16 protein-coding genes and 4 pseudogenes are annotated in these 20,305 nt (G+C 58.3%); 17 read left to right on the forward strand and 3 right to left on the reverse strand.

The features are described 5' to 3' along the window. Window positions 1–259 precede the first annotated feature (259 nt). Complete coding sequence (locus tag P6U25_RS09480) at window positions 260–868, reverse strand: transposase (protein ID WP_407151087.1); 609 nt, start codon at window positions 866–868, stop codon at window positions 260–262. 345 nt (window positions 869–1,213) lie between these two features. Between P6U25_RS09480 and P6U25_RS09485 the strand changes: the two genes are divergently transcribed. The 15 genes and pseudogenes from P6U25_RS09485 to P6U25_RS09555 all read left to right on the forward strand — a co-directional run bounded on the left by P6U25_RS09485 (window position 1,214) and on the right by P6U25_RS09555 (window position 15,395). Next, entirely contained in the window at window positions 1,214–1,537 is a 324-nt protein-coding gene (locus P6U25_RS09485) for a helix-turn-helix domain-containing protein (protein WP_280973323.1), read from the forward strand. After that, window positions 1,512–2,786: a type II toxin-antitoxin system HipA family toxin gene (locus P6U25_RS09490; RefSeq protein ID WP_280973322.1), complete on the forward strand. Its 1,275-nt coding sequence runs from the start codon at window positions 1,512–1,514 to the stop codon at window positions 2,784–2,786. Before P6U25_RS09485 ends, P6U25_RS09490 begins: the two co-directional genes overlap by 26 nt. Before the next feature lie 161 nt (window positions 2,787–2,947). Next, on the forward strand, window positions 2,948–3,637 hold the full coding sequence (locus tag P6U25_RS09495; RefSeq protein ID WP_407151088.1) for a hypothetical protein: 690 nt from the start codon (window positions 2,948–2,950) through the stop codon (window positions 3,635–3,637). Window positions 3,638–3,924: 287 nt separating this feature from the next. Then, window positions 3,925–4,191, forward strand: coding sequence for a hypothetical protein (locus P6U25_RS09500; RefSeq protein WP_280973320.1), 267 nt, complete (start codon window positions 3,925–3,927; stop codon window positions 4,189–4,191). Window positions 4,192–4,287: 96 nt separating this feature from the next. Then, on the forward strand, window positions 4,288–5,076 hold the full coding sequence (gene hisN, locus P6U25_RS09505; protein WP_280978218.1) for a histidinol-phosphatase: 789 nt from the start codon (window positions 4,288–4,290) through the stop codon (window positions 5,074–5,076). 69 nt (window positions 5,077–5,145) lie between these two features. Further along, window positions 5,146–5,728, forward strand: a pseudogene (gene eutB, locus P6U25_RS09510) (ethanolamine ammonia-lyase subunit EutB). Window positions 5,729–6,390: 662 nt separating this feature from the next. Then, entirely contained in the window at window positions 6,391–9,735 is a 3,345-nt protein-coding gene (locus P6U25_RS09515) for an autotransporter outer membrane beta-barrel domain-containing protein (RefSeq protein WP_407151089.1), read from the forward strand. Next, complete coding sequence (locus tag P6U25_RS09520; protein WP_280973318.1) at window positions 9,735–9,968, forward strand: hypothetical protein; 234 nt, start codon at window positions 9,735–9,737, stop codon at window positions 9,966–9,968. The genes P6U25_RS09515 and P6U25_RS09520 overlap by 1 nt, the downstream gene beginning before the upstream one ends. A gap of 47 nt (window positions 9,969–10,015) precedes the next feature. After that, entirely contained in the window at window positions 10,016–10,255 is a 240-nt protein-coding gene (locus P6U25_RS09525; RefSeq protein WP_280973317.1) for a hypothetical protein, read from the forward strand. Continuing rightward, window positions 10,256–11,291 (forward strand): annotated as a pseudogene (locus P6U25_RS09530) (glycoside hydrolase family 127 protein). It abuts the gene before it with no gap. Continuing rightward, window positions 11,185–11,448: pseudogene (locus tag P6U25_RS09535) on the forward strand (hypothetical protein); the annotation flags it as partial. The pseudogenes P6U25_RS09530 and P6U25_RS09535, both read left to right, overlap by 107 nt. A gap of 148 nt (window positions 11,449–11,596) precedes the next feature. Beyond that, window positions 11,597–12,327, forward strand: a pseudogene (locus tag P6U25_RS09540) (aminotransferase class I/II-fold pyridoxal phosphate-dependent enzyme); the annotation flags it as partial. Window positions 12,328–12,635: 308 nt separating this feature from the next. After that, complete coding sequence (locus P6U25_RS09545; RefSeq protein WP_280973315.1) at window positions 12,636–13,238, forward strand: N-acetyltransferase; 603 nt, start codon at window positions 12,636–12,638, stop codon at window positions 13,236–13,238. A 110-nt stretch (window positions 13,239–13,348) separates the two neighbouring features. Next, a complete protein-coding gene (locus P6U25_RS09550; RefSeq protein WP_280973314.1) occupies window positions 13,349–14,458 on the forward strand; it encodes a histidine decarboxylase in 1,110 nt (369 codons plus the stop codon). Window positions 14,459–14,735: 277 nt separating this feature from the next. Continuing rightward, window positions 14,736–15,395: a helix-turn-helix domain-containing protein gene (locus P6U25_RS09555; protein ID WP_280973313.1), complete on the forward strand. Its 660-nt coding sequence runs from the start codon at window positions 14,736–14,738 to the stop codon at window positions 15,393–15,395. 558 nt (window positions 15,396–15,953) lie between these two features. Here the strand turns inward: P6U25_RS09555 and P6U25_RS09560 are convergent. After that, window positions 15,954–16,352, reverse strand: a complete 399-nt coding sequence (locus P6U25_RS09560; protein WP_280973312.1) for a Rid family hydrolase — start codon at window positions 16,350–16,352, stop codon at window positions 15,954–15,956. 11 nt (window positions 16,353–16,363) lie between these two features. Further along, on the reverse strand, window positions 16,364–17,695 hold the full coding sequence (locus tag P6U25_RS09565; RefSeq protein WP_280973311.1) for an FAD-binding oxidoreductase: 1,332 nt from the start codon (window positions 17,693–17,695) through the stop codon (window positions 16,364–16,366). A gap of 184 nt (window positions 17,696–17,879) precedes the next feature. On the opposite strand from P6U25_RS09565, the gene glnT reads away from it, so the two are divergent. Both glnT and P6U25_RS09575 read left to right on the forward strand, forming a co-directional pair. Further along, window positions 17,880–19,277, forward strand: a complete 1,398-nt coding sequence (gene glnT, locus P6U25_RS09570; protein ID WP_280973310.1) for a type III glutamate--ammonia ligase — start codon at window positions 17,880–17,882, stop codon at window positions 19,275–19,277. Between the two features lie 23 nt (window positions 19,278–19,300). Beyond that, window positions 19,301–20,197 carry a glutamine amidotransferase family protein gene (locus P6U25_RS09575; protein WP_280973309.1) on the forward strand — a complete coding sequence of 299 codons (897 nt, stop codon included), beginning with the start codon at window positions 19,301–19,303 and terminating at the stop codon, window positions 20,195–20,197. Window positions 20,198–20,305: the final 108 nt, after the last annotated feature.

The following is a 20,305-nucleotide window of genomic DNA, read 5'->3' on the forward strand; positions in this document are numbered from 1 at the left end:
GCAGCGGCCTTACAGTCATGGCGCGCCAGTTGCTCCACTCGCCAACTTTTGTAGCTGAGGATGGCGATTGCGACGGAGGCAAGGACCGCTCCGCCGACAATCTTGGTTGTGTCCGCGCCTCTGAACGAATTAGCGGCCAAAGCGACGGCCAGGGCCGACACCAAGAGATAAATACCGCGAGATTCGAACATCCTAGTCGTTCTTTTCTCCAGTACTATTGATCTAGAAAATTGAGCCATGGAGAACAGCTAGAGTCGACCTACGGCCCGGGCCATGGCAGAGAACTCAGCGTCAAAGGTGGCGATGCGCCGGTCCAGTTCCTTCCCAGCGTATGTGCATATCTCCGAGCAGGAACGTCATGCGCCGGCTCAACGTGCCGGAGCCGCAATCCAGCAGTCCGCCGAGCAAGGTGGCGTAGTCGAGCGTGGCCCTGCGCCACGATGTGCCTACGCTCTAGCAGAAGGCTCCCGATCTGGTTCGTCAATGACGTGCGTTCGGCGACCAGGCGGTCGCGCGCCCGATGCAGCGTCTGAACGTCAAGCTGCTCCTCGCGTTCAACGAAGCGCACGATGGGGCGGGTCGCAGCTTCAGCGATAGCCTCGGCATCGCGATGGTCGTTCTTCTGGGCCTTGACGTAAGGGCGCACATACTCCGGCGACAGCAGCCGAACCTTGTGCCCAACGCCGCCAGCCACCGCCCCGTATGATGGGCGCCGCAGCATGCTTCGATCGCCATTGTGCAGGCGCCAGCTTGCGGCGAACGCGATCACCCCGTCGCGACGCATCCGCCGCCGCACAACGATGGTCCCGCGCTCGTCCAACCCGACGACACTGCAGCTGTGCTTGCCCAGGTCGATGCCAAGGATCACTATGGTCCGTTCCCTCTATTTCTGAACACCGACATCCTATACCGACGTCGGCGGGAGGGGCGGGCCATCCATAAAGGGCGCGCGACCAGGCTCTGGGGCGTTCCAGAGGCGGATTAACCCACCGAGGTCCACACGCTCGCCGACGCGCGGGCGGCCACTCAGGGTGATAATCACCCCCGGTCAGCAGTGCGAAATCACCGCGGCACCCGAACTCCTCGAGGGCGTCGTGGCCCATCATGTCCTCGCCGACAAATGATGCGCTAACAGATCGTGACATTGACAAATGCAAGCGGACTTTGATACCTTTACGTTTCTTTTAGGCACTAGAAGATACGAAAACAGATCATGGAGCGGAACTCAGAAGCAATCAAACAGCTAGGACGGCTCCTCCGGGACGCAAGAAAGCAAGTGGGCCTGACCCAAGGGCAGGTGGCCGAACGCGCGGGCATTTCTCGACCGCGATACCGCGATATTGAGTTGGGCGACGCCGCTGCACGGGCGACCACGCTGATTAACGTCGCGCGCGCGCTCGGCATGGAGCTGATGCTGATCCCACAGGCGACGGTACCCGGCGTCAATGCACTCCTTCGTCCATCCGAAGACGAAGATCGGCCGGCATTCACTACCGACATGGATGATGATGATGAGCACCCGGGTCCGCGCCCCTGACACCATTCAGTCGCTGGACGTGTTCCTTCAAGAACTCAAGGTTGGAACGCTCGTGCGCACGCCGGGTGATTTCAATGCGTTCAGTCTGGATCCGACCTATCGAGCTATGGCGCGGCCCCCGATATTGAGCCTCTCGTTCCGCTCCGCTGATGGCGGCCTTCGTAAAGATCCGAAGCCCGCAGCACACATACTGCCGGCATTCTTCGCGAACATGCTGCCCGAGGACAAGCTTCGCGAGGCGATGGAAAAGCACCACGCGGGCACAGTGAGGCAAGGAAACGATTTCGACCTCCTGGCGGCGCTTGGCGAGGACCTGCCAGGCGCGGTGCGTGTCGTGCCGAGCGACGGCAGCACAACGATAGCGGTTCAAGAAAACCCACATGAGATCAAAGCTCGGTTCTCCTTAGCGGGAGTTCAGATGAAGCTTTCTGTGATGAAAAACACGGACAAGGGCCGACTGACTTTGCCCATCGGCGACGAGCAAGGTCAGTACATCGCAAAATTCCCTTCGGCCAACCTTATCGGATTGTCGGAAAACGAGTTCGCCATTTTGGCAATGTCCGAAATCCTCGGAATGGATGTGCCCGAGCGCGAGCTTGTCGATAAATCCGATTTCGAGGGAATTCCCGAAGAATTCAATACTCTGTCGACCGGCAAGGTCTTGCTGGTGAAGCGTTTCGACCGGCGGCCGGAAGGCGCCCGAATTCACATCGAAGATTTCGCTCAGGTCTTTGGCCGGCAGCCATCCAAAAAATATGATGCCGCATCATACCACGACATCGCCTCAGCGCTGAACGTGGCGGTTTCGACCGACGCCGCACTCGAATTCGTTCGTCGACTGGCCCTTGCCGCGCTCGTCGGCAATGGCGACATGCACTTGAAGAACTGGTCCACAATATACCCGGGTGACGGTTGCACCCCGGCTATCGCCCCCGTTTATGACGTCCTATCGACCACTGCTTACTTTCCGAAGGACGATATGGCCCTCTCTCTCGGAGGAGAGAAGTCTTTCAAAGCGCTTACTCCGGACTGCTGGCGCAAGTTCGCCAACCGCGCGCGTCTACCCGAACCGGCGGTCATCTCGGCTGTCGAGGAAGTCGTATCGTCGCTAAACGACCATTGGTGGAATCTCCCAGAGCGGGATGTCGTTCCGGCCGCCGTTCTCAAATTGATCGATGCTAAAATTGAAGAAATGAGCCCGATTCTAGATCCCGTCCACTTTCCAAGGCCTTCCCTATCTAACTCCTAAGCTTGGCGTTCCTCGGCTCTAGTCCGCGGGCTCGCCGATTGCGCTTCTGAACGCTCCGTGTACGTCGCGTCGGCCCGGCGGATTCTGTTGTAGTCGTCTCCGCCGGTTTGCATCTTTCACCTCGTTCTCTGAAGTCGGCGACCGCGACGGTCGTATCAAAGATGCCTTCTGTCGTATCGCCATCGCAAAAGGCAATCGCGATTGCCCGAGATATTCGTCCCGCTAGCTTCGGTATGCTTGTGTTTTGGAGTGATCCTAGTCACTCCGGCAAAGGCGCAAACTATCTGGACCTGGACCACCAACCAATAAGCTCAGCATTGAGCGTCAACAGCTTTGACCGGGATACAGGCCCAATCTCCGGCACTTGCACGAATGACCTGCCACTGCGTAGTCCCACCAATGCCGATCCTAAGACGCGCTTCGGTGTTCCGATCTGGCCAGCCGGCGTCGTCGGATCTTTGGCACACCACGATACAGTCGTAGCCGCCGCTATGGCAGCGACGAAAAGGATTGCAGCTCTCGGCATCGATATTGAGCCTAATGAACCTCTGCCGGAGAACCTGATCGAATTGATCGCCACCCGCACGTTTTCGCTCGAGCTAGTTATTTCCAAGAATGTAATCGGGTTGGCGTATTCACGGCCGAGTAAAGTGGACGGGGCCGACTACCCAATCAACCTCCGAGGGCTGAGATCGTCAATCGAAGATGGCGAAGTTGTCTTTGTTTTTGGCGGTCAGCCCTTCAGCCTTGAACCCGCAGTTGCTGACGTGGCGGCAAGGTCGATCAAGTCGCCGCGATTGGTGGACGCCTTGACAAAGACGAAGACTGCCTGCGCAGCTGCAAAACTCTGACAAGTTTGAGGCTTGTAGCATCGCTGTTCTAAGTTGACTGGAGTGCATCGGGCCCGCAAGTTCCCGACTTCGAGAAATTGATCGCGGCGTCAGCTTTTGGTCAGGCAATGGGGTTAATCAGCCGCTGCCTGAAAGGTGCCTGGGCAGCCGCACGAAGTTCCTTCACGGGTCATGCTCGATCAGGTGGAAGGGCAATGTCGTAGCGTTTGACGAACACGTATCGCACCTCGCGCGCCACGTTTGATCGGCAGCGCGTTGATAGACCAATCACATATCTAGGTGTCCAAATGCCGCATGAATATCGCAGCCTTAGTGTTATCGTTCGCTCCCCGTCGGGCGCGAAGGGCGATACCGGCGAGATAGCGGAAGGACAATACAAGGTCGAGGATGGATACGTGCTGCTTAACAAGTTCAAAGATAGTGGCGTTGCGTATCAGGCCGCCCTTGGCGACGACGATGATCCCACCGCGGTCGCGAAACGACTCTTGAAATCCTGGTGGCAGGCGCAGGACGTTTCGGGCGGGAGCCTGGAGCCGCCTAAGCGGATTGCTTGAGCCTATCTTGGCGCGCTCCGGACCGGCACGCCGTGTGGCTGGACCGCACCTGGCGCAAATGAATCCGCGATGGCCGCCGTTCCTGAGGGCGCTCTAATGGTCCAATATGCCGTCACGGCAGACGATGCCGATATCTATCTGTCATTCGCCGCCGAGCTTGCGGATTCGGTCAGGCCCATCGTGCTGTCCTATTTCCGCACGCCGCTGGATGTCCTCGCCAAGTCTGATGCCAGCCCGGTGACGATCGCCGATCAAGCCGTTGAGTTGCGTCTCAGGGAAAGGATCGAGGCGCGCTTTCCGGAGCATGGCATCATCGGCGAGGAGATCGGAGCCAAGCCCGGCGGAGCGTTCACGTGGATCGTCGACCCGATCGACGGCACCAAGAGCTTTATCAGCGGCTTTCCCTTGTTCGGCACGCTGATCGCGTTGACCTATCAGCAGCGACCATTCTGCGGCCTGATCGACGTCCCCTTTACGAGTGAGCGGTGGATGGCGAAGCCCGGCGTGGCGTGGTTCGGCGATGGATTGGCACGGACCAGCGCATGCGAGAGCGCCACCGACGCGCGTTTCTACACCACATCGCCTGACATGTTCCGCAAAGGCGAGATGGAGCCATTCGAGCGGCTATCGCGAGCTGCACGGATGCGCCGTTTCGGCGGCGATTGCTACGTCTATGGCCTGCTTGCGTCGGGACACTGCGACATCGTTCTCGAAGCGGGGCTTCAGCCATATGACTACATGGCACTGGTGCCGATCGTGCAGGGCGCCGGCGGCTGCATCACCGATTGGGAGGGATGCCCGCTCTCGATTCGCTCGGAAGGGCGCATCTTGGCAACCGCAACTCCGCGGCTTCATGCCGAAGCGCTCGCCTTGATCCAGGGATAACCACCGATCCTGCCCTACAGGACAACCATCAAAGTGACGGTCTTCGGCTTTGCCGACCTCAGGGATCTCATGACCAAGGCGACGCCCGAGCGGTCGAGCGATCAGCTTGTCGGCTTCGCCGCTGACGGTCCGGCCGAGCGGCTTGCGGCCCAGATGGCGCTGGCCGATTTGCCGCTCACGAACTGATCCGGCCGATACTAACGGCGCCTGACCTTGGATCGACATGATCCGGCGGTCTTTGCGATCGTCTCATCGCTCACTGTCGGCGAATTCCGCGAATGGCTGCTGAAGCCCGAAACCGGCCAACAGCAGCTTGAGGCGGTGGCGCCGGCCTGACGCCTGAAATGGTCGCTGCGGTCTCGAAGATCATGCGATTACAGGATCTGATCTCGGTGGCGTCGAAACGGGAAGTGGTCACGACATTTCGCTCGACGATCCGGCTCATGGGACGGCTTTCGACGGGCAATCCAACCACCCAACCGATGATGCCTATGGCATTGCCACGTTGGCCGTCGATGGGCTCGGTGACGCAGTGATCGGGGTCAATCCAGCTACCGATACGGTGGATGACTATATCCGGATCGTTTCTCTGCTGGACCAATTGCGCAGCCGCCTATCGATCCCGACGCAAATCTGCTGTCTGGCCGTGTGACGACGGCCTTGAAGGCCGTCGCAGCGAACGCGCCTGTCCATATGCAATGGCGAGTTCGCGACAAGGTTGGCGGGCGCCGAACAGCTGGTGCCTGCTTTCACACACAAGGGCTGCCGCGCGTGCATGGTGCGTTCGGCCCGTTGCACGTGTGCGCAAGCGTGAGGGGATTGGCCCGGCTTTTGCTCCACTGCCGCCCGATTGCGTGCAGGATGCTGTTTTGTCGGGAGTCTCCCCTGCGGAATACAGGACCTTCATGCGATCGGAGATAATAGGAGCTCGCATTGTTGACGGTACCGTGGAAACGACCGACGCCGCGCCGGCGACGCAGGCATCAGGCGGTGATATCCGCTCATCGCGAGCCGCAGCTTAGCGGTTTGCAAATGGCAAGCGTGATGCGTCCAGAGTCTGAGCTCCAGGAAGTTGCTGTCAAAGACATCGGAGATAGCAACGACGCGCCTCTTGGATCTCGATCCATCAAGGTCGCCACAGAGGAGCGGCCGCTTTGATATTGCGGCGCTGCCGTCAGGTTATGGCCGCGAAGGCTCGCGGCCAATGTTTGACCAATGACGGCCGCGCTTCGCTCGCGCATCAGCGCGCACTCGCGCCCGAAGATGGACGACATAGCACACCTGCAACCAAAGCTCTGAAATAGAACGTGTAGTATGAGAACGAAGACGATCACAATCACCGTGCTGGCGGTTCTCGCGTTGCTCGGCTCGCCCAGCAGGGCCGTTGAAATTTACGATGTCGGTGATTCGAGCGGTGTGCCGTTCATGCGGGTCCGCATACTCAGTGCCGACGAGGCCGATCCGGGATCTTCATCGCGCAATTTGTCCCGTTGGGAGATAGATCAGGTGCTTACCGGGATTCAGTATTGGGCTGAAATCATCAAGGTCATCCCTGGTCAATCGCCAGCGATTATTAGTATCAGCGCGAACTACGATAACAATGCCTGGGGCATGTCTCCTTCTCATGGAGCCGGCACGAAGGTGCAGGCTGCGCTCACCGGTCAGGATCCGGGCGAACTTGAATCTGGTGCTCATGGCGCGATCGGCATCGGCCAGATGGGATTTTCACCGCACACTTACATCCCGTCCCAAGTGTCTATGACACCGAGCACAAACCTTTCAGCCGTTAGCGTGCACGAGAACGCGCATCTGCTCGGCATGACGGGTGCTGACTTCATTGGTCGTGCCGGCGGGCTGTATTTTCCCGAAACGATAAATCGGTGGACGAGTCATTTGTACGATGACAATGGCAAACAGGCTCAGCCGGGGCAGGCGATTCATTGTTCCCAATGCCCGAACCAGCCAGCTGCCGACGTTTTCGATCTGCGACGTGATCAAGGCTATTTCAAAAGGGAGCATGTGAGCGAAGTGATGGCCGGTGCCATGCCAGGTATTCCGCTGCGATCGAAGGACAGCATGACGCACAGCGAACTAAAGAACAGTTTGATGAGCCATCAGCGATACCGGAACTACACCGCCCTGATGGAAGCGGAGATCGCCGCGTTTCAAGATATAGGTTACAGTATCGATCGGCGCAATTTGTTCGGGTACTCCATCTATGGAAACGGCCAGAATCTGGTAAACGACAATCCCTTCTTCGCTCGCAAAGCCGACCGCACCGCCTATCTGCCAGATACATACAACACGGCCACGCGCGGACTCGGACTGCACGTCTATGGCAGCCACAACACTCTGCTCCAGAGCGCCGACCTGCTTTCGAAAGGAGCAGGGGGGGCCGGCATCCGCGTCGACGGCGAAAACAATCACATCATGGTTCCGCCCGGAACCCGCGTGTACGCCGACGGCGCCTATGGGCGCGGCGTCATGTTCGCCTATGGTAAGGATCACACACTGACTCAGCGTGGCGACGTGCAGGCTCTCGGCGAGCATGGCATCGCGGCAAGTTTCGACTTTGGCAACAATGTGTTGGGCAATGACCGTGAATATCGTGGCTCGTACATTCACACGATTGGCAATAGTCCGGCGCCGATGCTGAACGAAATCGACGGTCCGCTCGTCAGCACGTATGATCTGACCGGGCGCCTAGCCGGTAGTTATGCCGCGATGTACATGTCGAACAATGGTTATGTGGGCCAGATCAATGTGATGCGTGGCGCAACATTGTCAGGGGACATCCTGTCTGATTACGCCCAGCCTGACGAGAACGGTTCTCCGCGCCTGACCAAATTAACCTTCGGCATGGCGCCTGACGCGAATGGTCATTCCACGGGACGGCCCGACGCAAGCTTTGCAATCCGCTATGAAGGAAACATCGTTGGACGCAACAACCTATCGCTGGAGCTGTCTGGTGGCGCCGTGCTGTTTACCGGCAATCACGAAGTGTACGGCGCAACCGTCGCGCAAGGCGCAACCTTGTCCGGCAACGGCAGTTATCTCCTCAATACCAATGGCCGCTTCACCAATAATGGCGCGGTCGCGCCGCTCATCGATGGTCTTGACAACAGCATCACGGTGAATGGCGACTATCTGCAAACCTCGACCGGTCGCTTACAGGTTGCGGTGAACGATATCGGTGCGTTCAGCCGCCTCGTGGTGAGCGGCAATGCGACGCTCGACGGTGCGCTCGCGATCACGCCCCTGCGTGGCTGGTATGGCAACGATTTTAGCGTTTCCTCTAATCGATGGTTGAATGCAACAAATCTGACGGGTTCGTTCACGAACGTGACGGCATCGCTGCAATCGCCAACCTTGCTGGCGAGCGCTACAGCCCAGGGCGACAATACCTACGCGTTGACACTCTCCCGCCCAACCGATGCCTATTCGCGTTATGGGGCTGATGCCAGCAGCCGCCAGGTGGGCGCGGCGCTCGACCGAGTAGCTGGCAACGCTGCTCTGGGACTGCACCCGCTCGTCGCGGCGCTCGACTTCTCCGCCTCCGACGGCACGGTGGTGACATCTGCGCTGGGTCAGCTTTCGCCGTCCGTCTATGCGTCGGAGAAGGGCAGGCGTGTCAATGACAGCTTCTATGCACGTTCGGCAGTCTATAACCGTCTCGAACAGGCGTTTGGCGGGGCGCCGTCGTCGCCGATGGCGGTGATGGGTTATGGTGCCGGGCAGAGGACAGGCGGCAATTCTGCCTCTGCCATCGGTGCTATCGGCGCTGCTTCCCTTGACCTGCCGTCCTATGACTTGCAGCCTTATGCAGCGTGGGGTTCTACCTTTGGCGGATGGGCGACCCAATCAGGTGATCGCAATGCTGCAAGCACCAGATCCAGCATTAGCGGCGTCATGACCGGTATCGACGCGTCGGTACTTGACGACTGGCGTTTCGGTGTATTTGCAGGCTATAGCCGTTCTACTTTCAACGCTAGCGGTCGTTCGTCGTCGGGCCGCAGCGACAATTACACGTTCGGCACCTATGCCGGCACCGAGTGGACCGTTCCAGAAGGGGCCATCGCCTTCCGCTCAGGTCTTGCCTATACATGGCACGATCTTGAGATGAGCCGCAATGTTAGGTTCCCGGGGTTCAATGACAATCTGATCTCGGATTACGATGCAGGCACTTTCCAGATTTTCGGAGAGCTGGGCTACAAGGTCCATGTCGGCAACGGGTCGGTGATCGAGCCTTATGCCAATCTCGCCCATGTTCGTGTCGCGACGGATGGTTTTAGCGAGAGGGGTTTGGGCGGAGCGGCGCTAAATATTCAAGCTAACACGATGGAAACGACGCTCTCCACCCTCGGCGTCTACGCGACCAGGCGTTTTCAACTTGGCCAAATCGCCACGACTGCCCGAGCCGATATTGGTTGGCGCCATGCCGTTGGTGATCGCATTCCACTGTCGACGGCCAGCTTTGCTGCCGGGTCCAGCGCTTTTGCAGCTTCGGGCTTATCCATCGGCAAGGACGTGGCACTCGTTGAATCGGGTCTGGACTTCCAGCTTTCCAGCAATAGCACCCTTGGCATCGCCTACCAGGGCCAGTTTGGCTCCGGCATTACCCAGAACGGACTCAATGCCATCTTCAGCGCGAAGTTCTGATGCGCATGGTCAATCGATTTTTCGCCAGGCGCGCGACACGCAGTGGAGTCATGTTGGTTACCATCCAGATATCGTCGACAAAAAACGCCGCCGGCGATTCGGGGCTAGGCTGCATGAACGAAGCGCTGGCTGTCCAGGCGCGATGCCCGTGGGAATCCAGGGTCTGCGGCGGACAGACCTATGCCGCCGATGCATGGCATTTCAGGGGCCAGAAATTGCTCATGGCGAGCTGACTTGCCTGAGCCAGGCGCCCATTCGCCCGACACGAAGGAGAAACGCAATGAATCAGCGGGATGTAGCCGAAGTCAATCTTCACGACTTACAGGTATCGGATCCGCTGATTGGGAACTTCCAGCAAGTGGTGATTGAAGTGGCGATTCCCTATCAATGGGACACGCTGAACGATCGCAATCCCGAAGTAACACCGAGCCACGCGGTCGAAAATTTCCGTATTGCCGCCGGACGTTCGAAGGGTGAGTTCTACGGCACGGTTCTTCAGGACAGCGATGTCGCAAAATAGTTGGAGGCCGTTGCCTGGTCGCTGTGCCAGACGCCCGATCCGGACCTGGAGAAAGCCGCCGACGAGCTGATTGAATTGATTGCGGCCGCGCAATGCGGCGACGGCTATCTCAACACTTATTTCATGCTAAAGGGCCCTCAGGAGCGCTGGAGCAATCTCGCCGAATGTCACGAGCTCTACTATGCCGGCCACTTGATTGAAGCCGGCGTCGCTTTCTTTGTGGCTGGAGGCAAACGACGCCTGCTTGAGGTCGTTTGCAGGCTTGCTGACCACGTCTGCACGGTTTTCGGCCCTGAGCGTGATCAGTTACACGGTTATGATGGTCATCCAGAAATCGAACTTGCGTTAACGCGCCTCTACGAAGCGACGCAGGAACAGCGATATCTGACGCTCGCCAATTATTTGGTGGAGCAACGTGGCACAGAGCCGCACTTCTATGACATCGAATACGAGAAGCGGCGGCAATCCGGCCACGTCAAATCATACGGCCCGCCCTGGGCGGTGCGCAATAAAGCCTACAGCCAGGCGCACCTGGCAGCTTCGAAACAGCGGATCGCAACCGGTCATGCGGTTCGATTTGTATACCTCATGACCGCGGTCGCTCACCTCGCGCGTCTAAATCAGAATGAGCAACAACGCCAGGCTTGCCTGAGGCTATGGCAAAACATGGTGCAGCGGCAGATCTATATTACCGGAGGTATCGGCAAAGCCTGGGCGAAGCGTTCAGCTGCGATTGCGATCTGCCGAACCATACTGCACATGCGGAAAGCTGCGCGTCGATTGGTCTGATGATGTTCGCGCGCCGTATGCTGGAGATGGAAGCGGACGGCCGCTATGCCGATGTGATGGAGCGCGCACGCTACAATATTTTTACGCTAACCCGCTCGAAACTCATCCGAAAACGCTGACGTCCAATGGCTTTTACAATCATGTCGCGCCGGTGCGGCAGCGCTGGTTTGGCTGCGCGTGCTGTCCGCCGAACATTGCGCGCCTTTTTCACATCCCTTGGACACTACATCTATACGCCACGCGCTGACGCGCTCTACATCAATCTCTACATTGGCAATAGCGTGGCACTATCGGTCGGTGGGCATACGCTGCGGTTGCTGATGAGCGGAAACTATCCCTGGGAGGGCGAGGTGTTAATCGCTGTGGAATCTGCACAGCCGATTGCCCACACGCTTGCTCTGCGCCTGCCGGAATGGTGCAGCGCGCCGCAGGCGAGCCTGAACGGAAGGATGACTTCAATCTCGGGCCGGAAAGCGCCTCCTGGTGAAAGGCGGGAAATTCAACCAAGCCTATCAAATCACCATACCGGAGGACCGAAATGGCGTTCGCTGAAGCCTCTACAGCACGGATGGCGATTTCGCCCCGCTCAAGGACCTGGTCGCACTCGCAGACCGGCACGATGCATTCCTGATGGTACTGAAGCTCATGCCACGGGGAGGGACGAGGGCTCACCGCGCCCTACGAGACGTTCGAAAATCTCCTGGTCGTCCATACCTGCGGCAAGGCGCTGGGTGCTGCTAGGAGCGCTTGTTCCCGCCTCCGGTGTGCTCCGTCATGATCAATCGTTGCCGTCCGTTCATTTTCGCCACCGCGCCCTCACCGTTGATGGCCGTCACCATAGGAGAGGCACTATTGATCCTGCAGCAGGAGCCCGAGCGTCAGCAACGGCTAGCCGAGCTGGTCGCCGTTCACGCATCGGGCGATCGTTGCGCGCGGTGAGCGAAGTCCTCGGGACTCGCGGATCGTGCCATACGACAACGCGCGCGCGATGAAGCTTGTCGTTGCATTGCAAGTTCGCGGCTCTGATGCCCGCGAAATCCAGCCACCAACAGTGCCTGCTGGCACGCCCCGTTGGCGGATTTCACTGACACTCAATGTCGCCGAGGGCGGCATGCGTGGAAATGCTCGATGTTCTATCGCGCGATTTGGCTGGCCGACCTCGTCGGACCGTATCGGCAAGCGGATTTTTTGCGATAAAGGATGGAACCACTTGGAGTACGAGAGGGGTCAAAGATGAGCGGGGCGATCCGTGCCGTGTCGTCTTGCTGAATAGCAACGTTTAGCCTGCACGCGTCTCCGTCCGAAAGCGGACGGGCTTCATGCATACAGCCCGCCACCCCTGTTACGAACCTGACATTGCGTGTCCCGAAAACACGCGCGTCTACCGCTGCGCGCAGTGGCCCAAATCCTGCACGCTAGGTGGCCGTACGCTCGAGCCGGTCGTGAGACGCCGGAGTTGCAGGACAATGGAATCGCAAGGCTATGGGCTTCGGGAGTCACCTAGTCCGAAGCTTCTTAACCTCATTTCCACTGCGGCTTCGTTCGCCTTGCGATCGTAGCTGTCCGTATGGCTTTGGAGAGAGGAGTAATTATGCAATCCGCGTCAAGTGAGAACGGATCGATCAAGATCGTCGCCCCTGAGGACCGCTCGAGGGTCATCGCCGTTCTCACGACAGCCTTTACGATGTGTCCACTGCTGAGATGGTTATATCCCGAGCCAGAGCGTTACTTGCGCCATTTCGTCGGCTTCCTTGAGTATTACGCCGGTGATCCGTACACGGATCGAAGTGGCGCGTGTTTCGAGGACGGCATTAAAGGCGCGCTTCTGTGGCTAACCGACAAAGTGCACCGCGATGACGCGCGCATGATGAAGTACTTGCTCGGGAGCGTTCCAGAGTACAGACGAACGGAAACTGAAAGGATATTCGAAGAGTTCGGCAAGTATCACCCTACGGAGCCGTACTGGTATTTCACCATGCTGGGCATCGATCCCATGCACCAGCGGTCCGGGTGGGGAGGCCTTCTATACCGATACGGTCTTGCCATCCTGGATGAGGCGAATGGATTGGCGTTTACAGAAGCCACCAGCCTTAGCTCGGCACGCCTATATGAACGCCTGGGATGGAAGATCGTGGGTGAGGTTCAGGTCGGCAGTTCGCCGCCGTTTTTCCCGATGCTCCGCCGTCCTTCTTGAGAGGGAGCGCCGGTTGGCCCGGTGCCCAAGGCGGGCCTTTGTCCACACGTGAACCAGAACCGGAACAGGCCGCAGGATCTAGTGATCCTGTCGCCTGCAAGACGCGCATCATGCTACAATCCCAGGATCTCAAAAGACTGGATAAATTATTCTCCTCCATGCAGGAGGCGAACGGATGTTTTCTAGGCTACCCGTTTGCGAGGGGCTTCGATTATGAGCCGTTGTGGCGCTTCATGCGCCTCACAGGCAACAACCTCGGAGATCCGTTCGAACCAGGGACCTATCGTGTCAATTCGCATGAGTTCGAATGCGAAGTTATCGATTTCTTTGCCCAGCTGTTTCGCGCGCCTGCTCGCGAATTTTGGGGGTACATCACCAATGGAGGGACCGAGGGGAACATTTATGGGCTGTATCTCGCCCGCGAGCTCTATCCGGATGCTGTCGCGTATTTCTCGCAGGACACACACTATAGCGTGAGCAAAGGGGTTCGTCTGCTCGGGCTGGATCACTGTGTGGTGCGTTCGCAGTCAAATGGAGAAATGAGCTATGACGATCTAGCGCAGAAGGCGACCCGTACCCGAAATCGCCCGGCCGTTGTCGTCGCCAACATTGGCACTACAATGAAGGAAGGCAAAGACGATACGCTAAAAGTTCGTGCGGTCCTTCGCGATGTCGGCATCGGCGCGATCTATATCCATTCCGACGCGGCTCTGTGCGGGCCGTACGCGCCCTTCTTAGATCCGAAGCCCGCATTCGATTTCGCGGATGGAGCCGACTCGATCACGCTCAGCGGACACAAGTTTCTTGGCGCGCCGATGCCTTGCGGCGTCGTTCTCTCGCGCAAGCGGCACGTTCAGCGCGTCATGCGCGCCATCGATTACATCGGCAGCTCAGATACGACATTGAGTGGATCGCGCAATGCGTATACGCCGATCATCCTTTGGTATGCGATCCGCAGTCTGGGTATCGAAGGAATCAAACGGATGTTCCACCAATGTGAGCAACTGGCTGCCTACACAGCCGATGAGCTTAATGCCCGTGGCGTCAGCGCGTGGCGGAATCCCAATGCGCTTACGGTTGTGTTCCCACCCGTCGAAGGAAGCATCAAGGCCAAATGGCAAATTGCGACTCAGGACGTTAGCCATTTGGTGATCACGCCAGGCACGACCCAGCGCCAAACAGACGCGCTGATCGAGGCGATCACGAATAGAGGCGGATGATCTTGGTGGACGCGGCGGCGCGCTCGGGCAAGCATGCCGGTACTCACTAATACCGAACCGGAATATGCCCCCGAGCAGATGCATGATGCCACGGAAGATCACATCGTGACTGATGACCCTCACATTTGCCGTGGCGGCCACAGCTTCCAACTGGCACGTATTCTCACGGAGTTTAGCCGTAGTGCGGTCTTCCCGGCCGGATCCGTCGTCGACGCCATGCGCAAAAATGCTCTGGAGCTCATTTCTTACACGACCACTCGTTGTGGGAGATCTTGGTTTGCGTAAGGTTGGGCAATCGGATCAGAAGCGTCGAGGAGCTCTCAAGGGAAGACCCGCGCCGCAACAGCGTTTGCATGCCGCGATGGGGATGGAGACGCCGCCACTCGACGAGAGAATCGGCGGTGTCATTCGACGTATTCGGCTCGAGCGGGGGCTTACGCTTGGTGATGTCGCATCGGCAGCAGGTATTTCGGTCCCGATGCTCAGTCGGTTCGAGACTGCGCACTCTAGCGCCAGCCTGTTGCTGCTTGCACGTATCTGCGCGACACTCGGTATGAACCTTTCGACCTTGTTCAGTGAGGTCGAGCAAACGAGGGGGGAGGCCGGACTCATCAAGACCTCCGATCAGATGGAGGTCGTTCGCTCAGGCACTAAGTATGGGTACACCTATCGATTGCTGTCCCATTGGCCACGGAGGGTGTTTGAACCCTTCCTCATCAACATAGACAAGAGAAGCAAGACCTATCCGCGCTTTCAGCATCAGGGAACGGAATTTGTCTACATGCTGAGAGGGAGGATGCAATATCGATTTGAAGATAAGACGTTACTGCTCGAGCCGGGTGATGCATTCACGTTCTCTGGGTATGTTCCTCATGGTCCGGAAAAGCTCTTGGACGATGACATTCAATTTATCACGATGATCATTTATCCAGAATAGTTGCGGGGGCCCCCAGGAGCTGCGACAGGTCATACGCAGGAGCATCGGGTCTGGTACTGGGCCCGAAGCTGAAGTTGGGTGTCGAGTGGGATATAATGGCAAGCGTCGCCTCGGCGTGTGAGTTGCCGATCGAACTGAACTGCGATCGCGCAACTCCGCCGCTGCGCCGGCGGTCGCCAAAGCCCAGTGCTCCGCGACCGCTAGTGGTCCGGCGGAACACGCAAGACGGCCCATACACCTTCGCAATTGTCACCTGCACGTCCTTCGACCGGTGCCTTCATTCGGCCAAAGAGGGGAGCGGCTATTTCGAGAACTTCATCCGGCGCGAACTTCGTGCACATTGCGAGCAGCTCGCAAGTCACAAAGGATCATCGAAAAGAGCCCGGAGCTCGTTGGAGCTTCGGGCAGTGGAGTGAGGAGCGCCCGATAGGGCACCTGCCGCCATTCGCTAGATGTATTTAGCTCGCTAGGGGCAAGCGAATTACAAGCCCAGTCAGGCTTGCGTCAAATGTCGACCTAGATATGATCGTCTGATTCCCGCAGGATCAGATGAGTACCTCATCCAATTAACGCATACGCCTCGATCTCAACCAGTTGCCAAGCGCGCAACATCGATGTGACTTGCACCAGAGTTGAAGCTGGCCGAATGGAGCCGAACGTTTCCACGTGAGCTCTTGCGACTTCGTCCGCGTCAGCAATGTCGCGAACGTACACGACGGTGCGTACGACATCGCTGAGCTCCGCTCCCGCAGCCCTAAGCGCCATCGAAATTGTCCTTATAGCGGCTGTTGCCTGCTCATAAGCGCTGCTGTCTTGGAAGTCGGCCGGGGCGCACGTGCCGGACACGTGAACTTGACCATTCTTCGCCACAGCTCTCGAATAGCCAAAGACGTTTTCGTAAGCTCCGCCCGAAGATATGTTTTGTCGCTGCTGTTGTGCCTTCACGTAAGTGGTCATTTCACCTCCTTCTAAAGTCCTGTGAAATCGCGCGCGCGATACCATGTTTCAACGGCGGGTACGGCCGGTCTTGCGACAGCGTGGAACATATGAGTTGGGAAGGTCAGCTCGTCGAACGCCGATCGACCTTCCGTCTCGCCGAGCATTTGGAGCGCAATCTTTCGTCCAAAATGCGTGGAGCGCGAAACGCCCGTTCCGCAATATCCCATTGCGTAATGGATGCCAGCAGGTGTCCGGCCCAAGTGCGGAAACTCGTCGAATGTGTAACCGATGAGACCGCTCCAGGCGTAGGAAACTCTTACGTCTCTCAATTCCGGAAAGGTACGCAAAACGTCACGCGCCAGGTGCGAGTACGCCGCGAGCACGGTGTCGCCGGCAAAATGGTTTGCGCGCCCACCCCAAATCAGCCGGTTTTCGTCTGGCGCCGGACGAAAATAGAAGAACACGCGATTGCTGTTCCCGTAGACGCGCCGTCGTGGCATCAGTTGATCAAAGAGTTGCGCGGGAATTGTCTCGGTCGCGAGCTGCGCCGACCGGATCGGGACGATCCGCTTTTTAAAATATGCGCCGACATTTTTGGTGTAGCCGTTCGTCGCAACGAGGACGTCTTTGGCCTGAATTTCGAAACCATCGAAGTGTAGCGTGTGCTGAGCGCCTTCACTCGTGATTCCACGTACCGGTGCACCGCCGTGAACCGCGGCCCCAGCTTGAACGACTCGGTCCAGGAGGCCCGCATGGTACTTGCCCGGATGAAGGCTCGCATCGTTCGGTAGCAGCGATCCCCCATAAAACAAATCCGAGCCAATCTCGCTGTGCTGCTCGGATCGAGTGATCATGCAGGACTCGACACCGACGTAGCGCCTCAGATCCTCCATGTCGCGAGCCATATTTTCGTAATGCTCTGGCCGCATCGCGCCGCGGAAGCGCCCGCAGCGCGTAAACGAGCAGTCGATCCTCTCTCGCTGCGTGAGAGCTTCCAGTCCGTCGAGCATTTCGATCCCTTCACGAAGCAGCTCGACAGCCTTCCGCTCCCCTTTCATTTGGATGAGGGTCTTCACGCGAACCTTCTGATTGCCGCTGCCAACCTGTCCGCCGTTGCGAGTGCTGGCACCAACGCCGGGCGCGCCAGCGTCAACGACCACAACCTGGCGCCCTGCGCGAGCGAGGACCAAGGCGGCAGAAAGGCCGGTAAAGCCGGCTCCAATGACGACAACATCGGCTCTCTCGGCCGGAGTTGGCCAGGGACCAGCCATCGGCGGGGCCGCGCGCCACCAGAACGGAGCGGCCGGCGTCGACCAGTACTTTGCCCAGCCTTCAGCAAGCTCACACAGGCGAATTCCCATGGGCTCATCATCTGAGTTGGCACTCTTGATGGAGTTCGACACGTGGCACCTTACTTACGACTTGCATATAATAAAAAGAAGTTGCATGAAATGCAATAAGGCAATACAAGCATCTTTGCCGGCATGGGCAACTCGCCAGACCTGGTGCAACATGGCGGGGCTGCCAACCAAAGGAGAAGTTCGAATGCATCTCCCGAACGCGTGGACGGGCGCAATGTCACCAGGAAGCCTCGCGACCCCTAAGGGGTTGGACCTTGGCGGGGCTCAGGCTTTCCTGAAGCAGGCGGGTATCCGCTACGTGCTTGCGCAGTTCGTCGATCTGCATGGCGTCGCGAAGAGCAAAGCCGTTCCGGTCCAGCACCTTGAAGACCTCTTGAAGGAAGGGGCCGGATTTGCTGGTGGGGGCGCTTGGGGGCTTGGCCTGCTTCCCCATGAAGCCGAATACATGGTGGTCTGCGAACTCGATACCCTGTTGGTGACCCCATGGGCCCCGGGATATGCACGCATGATGGGTGTCGGCACGGTGAAAGGGACGCCTTATCCAATCGACACGCGTAATGTCCTCAAGAGGCAGGCCGCGCGACTTGCGGAGCGGGGCTGGACATTCAATACAGGCCTGGAGCCTGAGTTCATTCTCCTACGACGCGAGCCGGATGGGAAGCTGTCGCCGTTCGACGGCACGGACACGCTCGCCAAGCCTGCTTATGATTATCGCGGCCTCATGCGCGGGCGAAGCTTCCTTGAGCGGGTGACGGAATGCCTACAAGCGGTCGGGATCGACGTCTATCAAATCGATCACGAAGACGCGAACGGGCAGTATGAAATCAACTTCAAATACGCCGACGCACTGAAGACAGCAGACCAGATCGTCTACTTCAAGATGGCGGCCTCGGAAATCGCGCATGATCTCGGCGCAATCTGCTCGTTCATGCCTAAGCCGCGCAGCAATTCGACCGGCAGTGGTATGCATATCCACTGCTCGATTGCCGATCGAGACGGGCAGAATCTCTTCCACGATGACGCGGACCCGCGTGGAATGGGCTTGAGCAGGCTCGCCTATCATTTCCTGGGCGGTGTGCTTGCCCATGCAAAGGCGCTGACGGCGCTTCTGGCGCCAACCGTGAACTCTTACAAGCGTCTTGTCGTCGGTCACACGGTGTCCGGCGCGACATGGGCTCCCGCCTTTATTGCTTATGGCGACAACAACCGCACCGCGATGGCGCGGATTCCCTACGGCAGGCTCGAGATTCGCACTGGCGACAGCAGCATGAATCCGTACCTCGCAACCGCGGCCCTCATTGCCGCCGGTCTCGATGGCATTGAGCGCAAGCTCGAGCCAGGCGCGCCCAGAAATGTCAACTTCTACGGTCTCTCGCTCGAGGCCATCAAGGAGATGGGCGTAGATCTTCTTCCGCAGACGCTCACTGAAGCGCTCGATGCGCTTGAGTCCGATCAGCTGTTTGCAGGCGCTCTCGGGGAGCAAGTCATCAAAGAGTTCACCTCGCTGAAGAGGTCGGAGTGGCTGGAATACCACCGCCACGTGTCCGACTGGGAAGTTGAAAGATATCTCAGCTTCTTTTGATCTCACCTGTGCCGGAGAGAAACATGTGTGGAATTGCAGGCCTGTTTATCAAAGGAACGCGACTTCAGCCGCGCCTCGGCGAGCTGCTTGCGTCAATGACGTCGACCTTGTGTAGCCGGGGGCCCGACTCTGCCGGTTTTGCGCTGTATACGGACGGAACCCCAGAAAAAGCGAAACTTACGCTGACCTCTGTGGAAGGAAGATCCGACTTCGAGGCGCTCGGAGTGATGCTCTCACGATCAATTGGTGCTCCGCTTTCGGTGACGAGCCGTTACACGCACGCGGTTGTGACCGTGCCAACCGATCTCGTGAGACTGTGCCGCGATTGGCTCTTCGAGAACGCTCACGACGTTCGGATTCTGAGCGAGGGGTTCAATCTCGAGATCTACAAGGAAGTCGGTTATCCCGACGATGTCGCGCGTTCGTTCGACATTGCCTCGCTTTCTGGCACGCATGGCATCGCGCACACCCGCATGGCCACCGAGTCCGCAGTGACCACGACGGGCGCTCACCCGTTCTCGACCGGCCCCGATCAATGTCTGGTTCACAACGGTTCGCTCTCCAATCATGCATCTCTTCGGCGTGAGCTTAAGCGCGACGGTATTGCCCCCGCGACCGAGAACGACACCGAGGTCGCCGCCGGCTATCTGACCCGTGAGTTGAAGCGGGGCAGAACGCTTGGAGAGGCGTTAAAGTCGAGCGTGGACGATCTGGACGGATTCTTCACCTTTGTGGTCGGGACCAAGAACGGCTTCGGCGTGCTGCGCGATCCAATCGCGTGCAAACCTGCGGTGATGGCAGAAACCGACGACTATGTGGCGTTTGCCTCCGAGTATCGGAGCCTGACATCCCTGCCGGGAATCAAAAGCGCGCAGGTTTTCGAGCCGAAGCCCGCAACAGCTTACTTCTGGGAGCACTAGGGAATGAACCAGATCGACATCGGCAACTGGTCGCAACGCGATCTGAATCAGCTCCGGTCGTCTAGCTACACCCGGAAGATTGATCTTCTGACGACGCCGCTTCGTGAT

The organism is Bradyrhizobium sp. ORS 86 (genome assembly GCF_045571475.1).
Lineage (GTDB): Bacteria > Pseudomonadota > Alphaproteobacteria > Rhizobiales > Xanthobacteraceae > Bradyrhizobium.

Bases quoted from the DNA above. Each gene is read 5' to 3' on its own strand.
- P6U25_RS09485 (WP_280973323.1), top strand. From the start codon at position 1,214: ATGGAGCGGAACTCAGAAGCAATCAAACAGCTAGGACGGCTCCTCCGG.
- P6U25_RS09490 (WP_280973322.1), top strand. From the start codon at position 1,512: ATGAGCACCCGGGTCCGCGCCCCTGACACCATTCAGTCGCTGGACGTG.
- P6U25_RS09495 (WP_407151088.1), top strand. From the start codon at position 2,948: ATGCCTTCTGTCGTATCGCCATCGCAAAAGGCAATCGCGATTGCCCGA.
- P6U25_RS09500 (WP_280973320.1), top strand. From the start codon at position 3,925: ATGCCGCATGAATATCGCAGCCTTAGTGTTATCGTTCGCTCCCCGTCG.
- hisN (WP_280978218.1), top strand. From the start codon at position 4,288: ATGGTCCAATATGCCGTCACGGCAGACGATGCCGATATCTATCTGTCA.
- P6U25_RS09515 (WP_407151089.1), top strand. From the start codon at position 6,391: ATGAGAACGAAGACGATCACAATCACCGTGCTGGCGGTTCTCGCGTTG.
- P6U25_RS09520 (WP_280973318.1), top strand. From the start codon at position 9,735: ATGCGCATGGTCAATCGATTTTTCGCCAGGCGCGCGACACGCAGTGGA.
- P6U25_RS09525 (WP_280973317.1), top strand. From the start codon at position 10,016: ATGAATCAGCGGGATGTAGCCGAAGTCAATCTTCACGACTTACAGGTA.
- P6U25_RS09545 (WP_280973315.1), top strand. From the start codon at position 12,636: ATGCAATCCGCGTCAAGTGAGAACGGATCGATCAAGATCGTCGCCCCT.
- P6U25_RS09550 (WP_280973314.1), top strand. From the start codon at position 13,349: ATGCTACAATCCCAGGATCTCAAAAGACTGGATAAATTATTCTCCTCC.
- P6U25_RS09560 (WP_280973312.1), bottom strand. From the start codon at position 16,352: ATGACCACTTACGTGAAGGCACAACAGCAGCGACAAAACATATCTTCG.
- P6U25_RS09565 (WP_280973311.1), bottom strand. From the start codon at position 17,695: ATGGGAATTCGCCTGTGTGAGCTTGCTGAAGGCTGGGCAAAGTACTGG.
- glnT (WP_280973310.1), top strand. From the start codon at position 17,880: ATGCATCTCCCGAACGCGTGGACGGGCGCAATGTCACCAGGAAGCCTC.
- P6U25_RS09575 (WP_280973309.1), top strand. From the start codon at position 19,301: ATGTGTGGAATTGCAGGCCTGTTTATCAAAGGAACGCGACTTCAGCCG.